10 protein-coding genes are annotated in these 11,050 nt (G+C 59.5%); 6 read left to right on the top strand and 4 right to left on the bottom strand.

The genetic code is table 11. The annotated features are described in order from the left end of the window. Window positions 1–194: 194 nt before the first annotated feature. Together ABYM29_RS12620 and ABYM29_RS12625 are read left to right on the top strand one after the other, a co-directional pair. Window positions 195–848, top strand: a complete 654-nt coding sequence (locus ABYM29_RS12620; protein ID WP_372865125.1) for a Crp/Fnr family transcriptional regulator — start codon at window positions 195–197, stop codon at window positions 846–848. Between the two features lie 103 nt (window positions 849–951). Further along, entirely contained in the window at window positions 952–2,529 is a 1,578-nt protein-coding gene (locus ABYM29_RS12625; protein WP_372865126.1) for a hypothetical protein, read from the top strand. Window positions 2,530–2,566: 37 nt separating this feature from the next. On the opposite strand, the gene ABYM29_RS12630 is transcribed toward ABYM29_RS12625, so the two are convergent. Beyond that, window positions 2,567–2,890 carry a hypothetical protein gene (locus ABYM29_RS12630; RefSeq protein WP_372865127.1) on the bottom strand — a complete coding sequence of 108 codons (324 nt, stop codon included), beginning with the start codon at window positions 2,888–2,890 and terminating at the stop codon, window positions 2,567–2,569. A gap of 160 nt (window positions 2,891–3,050) precedes the next feature. Between ABYM29_RS12630 and ABYM29_RS12635 the strand changes: the two genes are divergently transcribed. Then, window positions 3,051–3,725 (top strand): response regulator transcription factor, encoded by a 675-nt coding sequence (locus tag ABYM29_RS12635; protein ID WP_372865128.1) that lies wholly within the window; start codon window positions 3,051–3,053, stop codon window positions 3,723–3,725. A gap of 1 nt (window position 3,726) precedes the next feature. Beyond that, entirely contained in the window at window positions 3,727–5,031 is a 1,305-nt protein-coding gene (locus tag ABYM29_RS12640) for a sensor histidine kinase (RefSeq protein ID WP_372865129.1), read from the top strand. A gap of 54 nt (window positions 5,032–5,085) precedes the next feature. On the opposite strand, the gene xseA is transcribed toward ABYM29_RS12640, so the two are convergent. Beyond that, window positions 5,086–6,426 carry an exodeoxyribonuclease VII large subunit gene (gene xseA / locus ABYM29_RS12645; RefSeq protein WP_372865131.1) on the bottom strand — a complete coding sequence of 447 codons (1,341 nt, stop codon included), beginning with the start codon at window positions 6,424–6,426 and terminating at the stop codon, window positions 5,086–5,088. Between the two features lie 110 nt (window positions 6,427–6,536). On the opposite strand from xseA, the gene guaB reads away from it, so the two are divergent. Beyond that, entirely contained in the window at window positions 6,537–8,003 is a 1,467-nt protein-coding gene (gene guaB / locus ABYM29_RS12650; protein WP_372865132.1) for an IMP dehydrogenase, read from the top strand. A gap of 95 nt (window positions 8,004–8,098) precedes the next feature. Next, entirely contained in the window at window positions 8,099–9,682 is a 1,584-nt protein-coding gene (gene guaA, locus ABYM29_RS12655; protein WP_372865133.1) for a glutamine-hydrolyzing GMP synthase, read from the top strand. Here the strand turns inward: guaA and ABYM29_RS12660 are convergent. Further along, on the bottom strand, window positions 9,666–10,658 hold the full coding sequence (locus ABYM29_RS12660; RefSeq protein ID WP_372865134.1) for an integron integrase: 993 nt from the start codon (window positions 10,656–10,658) through the stop codon (window positions 9,666–9,668). The two genes, guaA and ABYM29_RS12660, sit on opposite strands and share 17 nt — an antisense overlap. A gap of 129 nt (window positions 10,659–10,787) precedes the next feature. Beyond that, window positions 10,788–11,050 (bottom strand): hypothetical protein (locus tag ABYM29_RS12665; RefSeq protein ID WP_372865135.1); only part of this gene is annotated, 263 nt, incomplete at its 5' end.

Raw genomic sequence — 11,050 nt, forward strand, 5'->3', positions numbered from 1 at the left:
AAGTTGCTGTCTAGCTTGGAATTATAGAGCGGCGAGAAAGAGATGAGAAAGGCATACGCGGTGGCTGCCGGCCGGCAGCCACCGCGTATGCCTTTCTCATCTCTTTCTCGCCGCTCTATAATTCCAAGCTAGACAGCAACTTGCGCAGCTATGCTATAGTGGCTCGCATAAAAATTCTGGCCCGGAGTGTGACAATGAGTATCGAAAACGTAGACCTGTTTGACGGCCTGGCGCCCGACGAGCTGCAGTTGTTGCGTGATACCAGTATTCTTCGTGAGTTCGCCAAGAACACGGTATTGATACACGAGGGCGATGTTGCCGATTCGCTCTATGTAGTGGAGACCGGTCGCGTAAAGGTGTATTGCAGCGACAAAAGCGGCAAAGACTTTGTGTTAAACATTCTTGAGAGTGGTGATTACTTTGGCGAGCTGGCGCTGTTGGACGACGACCGCCGTTCGGCCTCGGTGCGGGCAATGGATGCCACCAAGGTGCGAATTATCTACAAGGAAGATTTCAAAGCCATTTTGGATATGCACCCCAACATCACCCGCATACTCAATAAAAACCTCACTCGCCGAATTCGCAAGCTCACCAACGATGTGAAGAGTCTGGCCCTGCAGGATGTCTACGGCCGCGTGGTGAAAGTGTTGACCAGCCTCGCCGAACCCCACGGCGACGAGGGGCAAATGAAAATTCAGGAAAAGCTCACCCAGCAGGAAATTGCCGACCGCGTGGGCTCTTCGCGCGAAATGGTGGCGCGCATTCTCAAAGATTTGACCATTGGCGACTATATCGAAGTGGAAGGCCGCCATATCATCATTAAGAAAAAACTGCCTGAAAGTTACTAAATATTCGCTCGGCTCAGCGGCGCTGCCTGAGGTGGCGCCGTTTTTGTTTGTGCTGGAAAAAACCCTGCCGACGCGAAATTTGACCCTTTGAACAGGAGGTTCAATGACCTTACTTTTGAGAATTAACACAGTGCTATTGCTCAGCCTGTTGGGCGCCTGTGGCGGATCGAGCACCTCGACATCGAGTCACGACAGCAGCGGCGACAGTGTTGTTCGCCGTCACAGTGTGGATACTCGCTGCGATCTCGCAGAGTTTCCCTCTGCCGATTGGCTGCAGTGCGAGCAGCAAAACCACGCCCGCACGGCTGAGGCGAATATTGAGCAGCTGGCGCCGGCGTTTGTGCAGCGCTCGCAGACCCAGGAAAACGATAACCGCCTGGCCATGTTGGCGCGACTGGCCGAAGACCCCAGTTGGGGACTGCCGCCATCCCAGGGCAATACTCCGGCCACGCCGCTGTGTTCGGCGGGCATGGGCCCCTGTGTTGGCGACCCGTTTCGCTATCCCGGCGTGGATGGCGCCGATGGGCAAGTGTTCTACGAAGTGGAAGCCGAGGTCGTGCCGGTGGTCTATTACGATCAGGGCTGCGCGCGCATCAGCGGCCGGGTGTGGCGCCCGCGAACCTTGAGCCCCGGCGACAGGGCGCCGCTGGTGGTGATTAAAAATGGCTCGGTGCAGGCCAGCGAACAGCTGTACTGGTGGGCGGCCCAGGCGCTGGTGCGTGCCGGTTATGTAGTGCTGACCAGCGATCCCCGCGGGCAGGGGCGCTCAGACAGTGCGACGCCAAATTCTGCGGAGCAGGGCGGCAATCTCAATGGCCATGTGTTCTACCAGGGTTTGATTAACGACATCGACTTTATGCTGTCGCGTCCCGATCTGCCTTACCCCCACGAGGCCTCCTGCAGCGGCAGTTATCCAACGGTCACCGCGGCCTTTAACCCGTTTTACCAATATGTCGATGTCGAGCGCATTGGCATTGCCGGTCACAGCTATGGCGCGGCGGGGGTCACCTGGGTGCAGGCCTACGGCGCTCCGGGGGCAGAGCCCTGGCCGGGTTTGCTTAGCGCCGAGAACCCGGTCGACGCGGTAGTGGCTTGGGATGCCCTGGGCTATACCGACACCGGCAACAACGCCACCATTACCAGTGTGCAGCTGCCGCCGGGCAGCACCAATGCCTTAACCAGCGCCTTTGGCGACGACAGCTTTCCGGTGGTGGTGGCTCATAAGCCGGCGCTGAGTTTTAAGTCGGAGTACGGCTTTACGCCCCTGCCGATGCTGAGCGACCCCGATCGCGAGGCGCATAAACATGCCTTTAAGCAGTGGCAGGCGGCCGGCGTGCCCATTTACAGCTTAACCATTGCCGGCACTACCCACCTCGATTATTCGCTGGGGCCAACGCTGCCGGCGACCTCCTGGTGCGCCGAAATTGTCGACAACCGCTGCGTGGGCGGCTGGGCGCGGCCGATGATTAGCGACTACAGCGTGGCCTGGTTTGACCGCTGGCTAAAAGCGCCGGGAGAACCGGGCTACGACAGCGCCGAGCCGCGCCTGCTGGACGATGCACTGTGGGCCGAGCGTATGAGTATTCATTTTGCTTCGGCGCGGGATATTCCCCTGCGCGGTGGCGGGCGCGAGCACTGCGAAGATATTCGCCTGCAGTGCGGGGCTGCAGGCGCGCCCTAGTTGAGCTGGCCGAAGCCTTCGTTTGGCAGTGCCCGGTTTATTGCCGCAGATTGACGGACGCTGTGCCGTGGCGCTGCCGGTAGATGCGCAGCTGCCGGTTGTAGCGCAGGGCTGCTCGCTCCATACCGTCGACAAGGGTATTGTACTGAACGTCGTCGGGCTTGCAGTGGGCAATGGTTGCCTCCAGTTCGTGGATATAGCGGCGGGTGCGTTGCTCGGCGTCGGCCATCTGCTGATAGCTGGCGCGGTCGCCGTCGACGCGTGCGGGCAGCACTCCCCCGAGTTTTTCCCAGGCGCTGCAGCCCGCCTGTGTGGGGCCGCTGCACAGCAGCACGCTGATAACCAGTAATAGATCCTTCATGGTGGTGACTCCCTTATGTTTTTGCTGACTGTGCGCCGAGATTAGCGCGAGCGCGGTGATGGCAACGTCGACGCTAAGTGAAGACAATGTGAAACTCGGCAATGCGAGCGGGCTATGATGATGGAGCTATACTGGGCAGGAAAAAGTGGGGAGCAAGGGAATGCTGGTACTGCTAGTGGAAGACAATCGCAAGCTAGCCGCCAATATCATCGAGTATCTGGAAGCCGAGGGTTTCGATTGCGACTACGCCGAGCGCGGTGATCACGGTCTGGCGCTGGCACTGTCGCAACATCAGGGCCAGCCTTTCGAGGTTATCGTGCTGGATCTTATGCTGCCGGGGCTGGACGGTATGACCGTGTGCCGGCGGCTGCGCGAGGAGGGCGTGAGCGCGCCGGTGTTGATGTTGACCGCCCGCGATACCCTGGACGACAAGCTCGGCGGCTTCGACGCCGGCGCTGATGATTACCTGGTTAAGCCTTTCGCCCTGCCAGAGCTGGTGGCGCGGCTGCGCGCGCTGGTTAAACGGCGCAGTGAGCCCGAGCAGGAGTTGGTGGTGGGCGATCTGCGCGCTGACCTGCGGGCGCGGCTAGTGGAGCGCGCCGGCCGGCCGATTCCACTTAACCCCAGTTGCTGGACCCTGCTCGTAACGCTAATGCGCGCCAGCCCGGCTGTGCTTAGCCGCGAGAAGCTGGAGGCGGCGGTGTGGGGGGATGCGGTGCCGGACTCCGACGCCCTGCGCTCGCACCTGTACCAGCTGCGCAAGGCCATCGACAAGCCCTTCGACAAACCGCTGCTGCACACGCTGCGCCACGTTGGCGTGGCGTTGAGGGCCTGAGATGAAACGGCAGAGCATTCGCTACCGCTTCCATCGAGAGCTGCTGCTGTTCGGTTTAGTGTTGTTACTGGGTGGGGGGAGCGGCGTTATCAGTGCCTATTTCTGGGGTATGGAAGACGCTACCAAGTTAAGCTTTCTGATTGCCGCCGAGGATGCGGCAGCCGGCAGGCAATTGACGGGTGGCGAGCGCGATGGCGATCGGCTGCGGGTATGGATAGGCCTCGATTCGGTACCGGCGGAGGTGTTGGCCTTGTTTCCGTCGGCCAGTCATGTCGACGATGAGTTGTTGATGCGCTATGTCTACGATGAATCTGAATCTAGTGGAAAACTCCGCCAGCAGTTCGTACCGAACCTGCTCACCTCGCGCCCGCAGCGCATACATATGTTCCTGCGCCACCCCACGGCAGACGGCCGCCAGATCTATCTTGTTCACAGCGCGTCGCCGGCCGACTACTACCACCAGACACGTCAGCGCACACTGCTGTGGTTGATCGCGCTGACATTGCTGGCGGCGCTGCTGCTGATGGTGTTGCTGGCCCGGCGGTTGGCCGCAGTGGTGTTGACACCGCTGGCGGCGCTGACCGCGATGGCGGCCAAGGTTGATGAACAGGCCCCGGGCCGGCATGACGACATTACCGACCAGCGCAACGAGATTGGCAAAGTGGCGCGGGTATTACAGCGCTCGCTGAGCCGCATTCATGACTTCCACCAGCGCGAAAAGCGCTTCTTGCGCAGTGCCAGCCACGAGCTGCGGACGCCCATCGCGGTGATCAGCTCGGCGCTGGATGTGGTGGATCAACGCCGCGCCAACGGTCTCAGCGATTTTGGCCGGCCGCTGGTGGACATCCGCCGCGCCGCCGAAGACATGCGCGAGCTCACTGAGGCACTGTTGTGGCTGGCGCGGGCCGAGGGCCACGGCATAGGCAAGAGCCGTGTTCGCGTTGCGCCGCTGCTGGAGTCGCTAATCGATGCCCACCGGCCACTGTTGGCCGACGAGTGCCTACAGGTGCGCGCCGAGGTGAGCGCCGAGGCCGAACTCGATATTGAGCAGCCCTTCCTTAAGATTATTCTCAGCAACCTGCTGCGCAATGCCTTTGAGCATGGTGGCAGCGGCACGGTCGCGATTGGCTATGCCAATCGCGTGTTCGAAATCCGCAATCCTGCGGATGTGGCGGCGCAGCGCAGCGGCGAGGGTTTCGGCCTGGGCATGCCGATTGTGGAGGAGGTGGCACAAAAACTTGGCTGGCGGCTAAGCGTGGATGCCGCCGACTCTACAGTGCTGGCGCGGCTGTGTCTGCCCACCTAGCGGTACTTGCTGTTTGACTTTATTGTCGGGCGGTTTGAGCGTGCCCGGCCGCTGCTATTTAACCTCTAGGCTGGCGCCGCCGTGGGCAAATTTCGCTTTCAGCGTGTCGCCCGAGTGCAGGCTGTCGCCATCTTTCACCGCCTTGCCGCGCTCGTCTAGCACAATGGCATAGCCACGGCTCAGCGTTTGCTCGGGGCCGAGACTGCGAATCTGCCCCTGCAGTGCGCCCAGGCGCTGGCGGGCGTGTTTTAACCGCTCGGCCATTTGTCGTTGCAGGCGCTGTTGCAGTTGCTGCAGACTCTGCTGCTTGCCTTGTAGCTGGCGCTGGGGGTTGAGCAGCGCCAGCTGTTGTTGATTGGCCTGCAGTCTGGCCGTGCGCTGGCGTTGATTGGCGCGCCACTGACGCTGCAGCCGCAGTTCCAGTTCGTCCAAACGCTGGGCCTGCTCGCGCAGACGGCTGCGCGGATCGCGAATGCGGCGCAGTAGGCTGTGTAGTTGTTCGCGTTGGCGCTGCAGTCGGCGCAGCTGGGCCTGTTGCAGGCGGCCGCGCAGCAAGTGCAGGCGCGAAATCAGTTCACCTTGGTCTGGGCTGAGCAATTCGGCGGCGGCCGAGGGCGTGGGCGCGCGCAAGTCGGCGACAAAATCGGCAATACTGAAATCCACCTCGTGGCCCACCGCGCTCACCACCGGCAGCGCCGAATGGTAGATGGCCTCGGCGACAACGCGCTCGTTAAACGGCCACAGGTCTTCCAGTGAGCCGCCGCCGCGCGACAGCAGCACCACATCAAAATCTTTTTTACCACTGCTGGCCAGGCGGTTCGCCTGGTTCAGCGCCCGTGCAATCTGGCCGGCGGCCTGTTCGCCCTGTACTAGCACCGGCAGCAGGGTGACCTTCATGGCCGGCCAGCGGCGCTTGAGCACCGCTAAAATGTCTTGCAGTGCGGCGCCGCTGGGTGAGCTGACAATGGCGATGTGTTTGACTGGGCTGGGCAGGGCTTTTTTCAATTCCGGCGCGAACCAGCCGGCAGCCTGCAGCTCGGCTTTTAGCGCCTCGAAGGCGGCGGCCAGGGCGCCGGCGCCGGCTGGTTGCATATGCTCGACAATCAGCTGATAGTCGCCGCGCCCCTCGTATAGGCTCACCTTGCCGCGCACCACCACTTGCTGGCCGGCCTCCGGCTGAAAATTCATGCGCATATTGCGGTTGCGAAAAAACGCACAGCGAATTTGGGCGCGCTCGTCTTTAAGGGTGAAGTACCAGTGGCCCGAGCTGGGGCGCGACAGGGTGGACAGCTCGCCGCTGACACTGACCTGGGCGAAGCAGTCTTCGAGCAGCTGCTTGGCGAGGCGGTTGAGTTGGCTGACGCTGAGCTGTTGTGGCGATTGTTGTGTTGTCATCGCGCAATGATACCAAGATATAGCGCTTTTGCCCTGTCAAATTGGTTTACTCAGCGCCGCTAATCCAATAAAATTGCGAGGATTCTAGCCACCGGCATTGGAATCATTCTATGTTACGTATCGCTCAAGAAGCACTGACCTTTGACGATGTTCTGCTTCTTCCCGGCTACTCTGAAGTAACCGCCAAAGACGTCAGTCTGCGCACTCAGCTTACCCGCAATATCACCCTGAATATTCCGCTGCTGTCGGCGGCGATGGACACGGTGACCGAAAGTGGTCTGGCGATTGCCCTTGCCCAGGAAGGCGGCATTGGCATTATCCACAAAAGCATGACCATCGAGCAGCAGGCCTACGAAGTGCGCGCGGTGAAAAAGCACGAGAGCGGTGTGGTAAAAGACCCCATCACCATCGACGCCGCAGCGCCGATCAGCGAGCTGTTTGAACTGCGCCGTCGCCACAAAATTTCCGGGGTGCCGGTACTGGACAAGGGCGACTTGGTCGGTATTGTCACCAGTCGCGATGTCTTGTTCCAGGAGCAGATGGATGTGCCGGTGTCGACCATTATGACACCCAAGGCCAAGCTGGTTACCGTCAACGAAAACGACGATATGTCGGTGGCCCGCGAGCTGCTGCACAAGCACCGCATCGAAAAAGTCCTAGTGGTCAACGACGCCGGCAAGCTTACCGGCATGATCACCGTTAAAGACATGAACAACGCCCAGACTTACCCGCTGGCCTGCAAAGACAGTTCGGGTCAGCTGCGCGTTGGCGCATCGGTGGGCACCAGTGCCGACACCGATGACCGCGTGGCCGCACTGGTTGCTGCCGGCGTAGACGTGTTGGTGGTGGACACTGCCCACGGTCATTCCAAAAACGTATTGAACCGGGTGAAGTGGATTAAAGAGCACTATCCTCAGGTCGACGTGATTGGCGGCAATATCGCCACCGGCGAAGCGGCGCTGGCGCTGCTGGAAGCCGGCGCCGACGCGGTGAAGGTGGGGATTGGCCCCGGCTCTATTTGTACCACCCGCATTGTGACCGGCATTGGCGTGCCGCAAATCAGCGCCATTGCCAATGTTGCCGCAGCGCTGAAAGACAGCGGCCTGCCGCTGATTGCCGACGGCGGTATCCGCTTTAGTGGCGACCTGTCCAAGGCCGTTGCGGCCGGTGCCAACGCCATTATGATGGGCTCGATGTTTGCCGGCACCGAAGAGGCGCCCGGCGAAGTTGAGCTGTATCAGGGCCGTACCTACAAGTCCTATCGCGGCATGGGCTCGCTGGGGGCGATGACCAAAACCCAGGGCTCCAGTGATCGCTACTTCCAAAGCGCTGAAGATGGTGCAGAAAAGCTGGTGCCCGAAGGCATTGAAGGCCGGGTTCCCTATAAAGGCCCACTGGCTGCCATCGTTCACCAGTTGATGGGTGGTCTGCGTAGTGCCATGGGCTATACCGGCAGCGTTGATATTGAAACCATGCGCAGCAAGCCGCAGTTTGTACGCGTGACCGCTGCCGGCATGAACGAAAGCCATGTGCATGATGTCAGCATCACCAAAGAAGCGCCAAACTATCCAACCTGATTGTTGTTTGCTGGGCGCCCACTGCGGCGCCCGGTTTGTCAGCTCGCACCACGTCCGCTGTAACCACTCAGCCGCCCTGAAATAGAGAGAACGCCGTGTCCAGCCCCGATATTCATGCCCACCGAATTCTGATTCTCGACTTCGGTTCTCAGTACACCCAGCTGATCGCCCGCCGCATTCGTGAGATCGGCGTGTACTGTGAAATTCGCGCCTTCGATATTGACGATGCCGACATCGACGAATACCGCCCTTCGGGCATCATTCTGGCCGGTGGCCCCGAGTCGGTGACCGAGGCGGGTTCGCCGCGCGCGCCGCAAAAGGTGTTTGAACTGGGCGTGCCGGTGCTGGGTATTTGCTACGGCATGCAGACCATGGCCGAGCAGCTGGGCGGCAAAGTGGAAGGCTCGCCAGTACACGAGTTTGGCTATGCGCAAATTCGCCTGGAAACGGCCAGCCAGCTCACCGCAGAGATTGCCGACCACCTGGACAGCGACAGCGGCAAGGCGCTGCTGGATGTGTGGATGAGCCACGGCGACAAGGTGGTAAGTCTGCCCGAGGGCTTTGAAGTACTGGCCTCAACGCCGTCCTGCCCGATTGCCGCCATGCAGTGTGAGGCCAAGCAATTTTACGGCGTGCAATTTCACCCTGAGGTGACACACACCCTGCAGGGCCAGCGTATTTTTGAACATTTTGTATTGCAGCTGTGCGGCTGTGAAGCGCTGTGGACGCCGGCGAATATCATTCAAGACGCGATCGAGCGCGTGCAGGCGCAAGTGGGCCAGCAGAAGGTGTTGTTGGGCTTGTCTGGCGGTGTCGATAGCTCGGTAGTGGCAGCGCTGCTGCACAAAGCCATTGGCGACCAGCTGACCTGCGTGTTTGTCGACAACGGCCTGTTGCGCAAAAACGAAGGCGACCAGGTGATGGACATGTTCGCCAAGAACATGGGCGTGAAGGTCATCCGCGTCGACGCTGAACACGACTTCCTGTCCAAACTGGCTGGTGAGGCCGACCCGGAGAAGAAGCGCAAAATCATCGGCAACACCTTCATTGACGTGTTCGATGCCGAGGCCACCAAGCTTAAAGATGTGAATTTCTTGGCTCAGGGCACAATCTACCCCGACGTCATCGAGTCGGCGGCGGCCAAAACCGGCAAGGCCCATGTGATTAAATCCCACCACAATGTTGGTGGCCTGCCCGACGACATGGCAATGGAGTTGGTTGAGCCGCTGCGCGAGCTGTTTAAAGATGAAGTGCGCCGCATCGGCTTGGAGCTGGGCCTGCCCTACGACATGGTCTACCGCCATCCCTTCCCGGGCCCCGGTTTGGGCGTGCGCATTCTCGGTGAAGTGAAAAAAGACTACGCCGATATTCTGCGCGAAGCCGATGCCATTTTCCTGGAAGAGCTGCACCGCGCCGACTGGTACCACAAAACCAGCCAGGCCTTCGCGGTATTCCTGCCGGTCAAATCGGTAGGGGTAGTCGGCGATGCCCGCCGCTACGAATATGTGATCGCGCTGCGCGCGGTAGAAACTATCGACTTTATGACCGCCCGCTGGGCGCACCTGCCCTACGAGCTGCTGGAAACCGTCTCTAACCGCATTATCAACGAAATCGCTCAGGTTTCGCGGGTGAGTTACGACGTCTCCAGTAAGCCGCCCGCTACTATCGAGTGGGAATAGGCCCGCTTAACTCGCCCAGCCCCAGCCGATCCAACGGGCTGGTGCTGCCGGCGTAGTGTTGGCCAATCACATGGGTGTAAATCTGTGTGGTTTTCACGTCGTTGTGGCCCAGCAGTTCCTGAACAGTGCGAATGTCGGCGCCGCTTTCCAGCATATGCGTGGCAAACGAATGTCGGAAAGTATGGCAATTCACCCGCTTGTTCACTACCCCGGCTGCCTGACACGCGGTCTTAATCGCTTTGCGAATGGCGCTCTCATGTAAGTGCTGCCGGCACCACTGTCCGCTTAGCGGATGCTTGCTTGGCGTTGCGGCCGGAAACACAAAGGCCCAGCTCGGGCTGCGAAAGGCATTGGGATATTTGCGTGACAAGCTAATTGGCAGCGCACAGCCCAAGCCATTGTCGTTGTCCCGTTGTTGCTGCGAAATTGCCGCCTGTATTTGCACTGACAGGCGGCTGTGTAAGGAGCGGCCCAATAGCGTTACCCGGTCTTTATTCCCCTTGCTGTCGCGAATGAGCAGCGACGAATGAGCAAAGTCCACATCCTGCACGCGCAGCCGCAATGCCTCGGAAACACGCAAGCCACTGCCATACATCAGTTGCACAACAAGCTGCTTGTGTCCTTGCATGGCAGATAGAACCGCCGCCACCTCTGCGGCACTCAGTACCGTGGGCAGGCTGCGCTGCTTGGTTGCCAAATGAAAACCCAGCTCGCCCAGTTCGCGCCGCAGGATGTGCTTATACAAAAACGACAGGGCGTTTAAGGCGACTTTTTGCGTGTTTACCGCCACATTGCGCTCATTGGCCAGCCAAGACAAAAATGCCTTTACCTCCGCCGGGCCGCAATCTTCCGGGTGACGCTTTTGATTAAACAGAATGAAGCGCTTAATCCACGTTAAATACGCTTTCTCGGTGCGCATACTGTAACCGCGAAGGCGAATCTCCCGCCGAACGTTTGTTAAAAATGGCCCTTCCATGGCTCACTTCCCTTACGATCATATACTGTATAAAAATACAGTATATCGCTGGAAAGTCAAAATATGCTCTACTTTGCGGCGCAAGGAGGCTCGCATGTACCCCGTGCCCCGCCAAAATAGTCATATCAATCAAGGAGCTAGATTGATGCCGCCACAAGATAACAGGCCGCGCTCAGCAACAAAGCGAGCCGGCTCGCTTTCTGTCCCCGTGTTTTTAGCTTCCAGAAAATATAGGTTTAAAATCAATGGCTTAGCGCGTAGTAAATCGATATCCAGATCTGCAAACCGAGCCGGCTCGGTATTAAAATGTTGGGCATCAGGTGAAGCGCAGTGCAAAATCATGGCGTCCTGCAGACGTCTGATATGAGAGCTAGCGGAAGACAGCGGAGTCA

It is taken from the genome of Spongiibacter sp. (genome assembly GCF_041602295.1).
GTDB lineage: Bacteria > Pseudomonadota > Gammaproteobacteria > Pseudomonadales > Spongiibacteraceae > Spongiibacter.

What these genes read in the sequence shown, in the direction of transcription:
- ABYM29_RS12620 (WP_372865125.1), top strand. Translation starts at nt 195, where the DNA reads ATGAGTATCGAAAACGTAGACCTGTTTGACGGCCTGGCGCCCGACGAG.
- ABYM29_RS12625 (WP_372865126.1), top strand. Translation starts at nt 952, where the DNA reads ATGACCTTACTTTTGAGAATTAACACAGTGCTATTGCTCAGCCTGTTG.
- ABYM29_RS12630 (WP_372865127.1), bottom strand. Translation starts at nt 2,890, where the DNA reads ATGAAGGATCTATTACTGGTTATCAGCGTGCTGCTGTGCAGCGGCCCC.
- ABYM29_RS12635 (WP_372865128.1), top strand. Translation starts at nt 3,051, where the DNA reads ATGCTGGTACTGCTAGTGGAAGACAATCGCAAGCTAGCCGCCAATATC.
- ABYM29_RS12640 (WP_372865129.1), top strand. Translation starts at nt 3,727, where the DNA reads ATGAAACGGCAGAGCATTCGCTACCGCTTCCATCGAGAGCTGCTGCTG.
- xseA (WP_372865131.1), bottom strand. Translation starts at nt 6,426, where the DNA reads ATGACAACACAACAATCGCCACAACAGCTCAGCGTCAGCCAACTCAAC.
- guaB (WP_372865132.1), top strand. Translation starts at nt 6,537, where the DNA reads ATGTTACGTATCGCTCAAGAAGCACTGACCTTTGACGATGTTCTGCTT.
- ABYM29_RS12660 (WP_372865134.1), bottom strand. Translation starts at nt 10,658, where the DNA reads ATGGAAGGGCCATTTTTAACAAACGTTCGGCGGGAGATTCGCCTTCGC.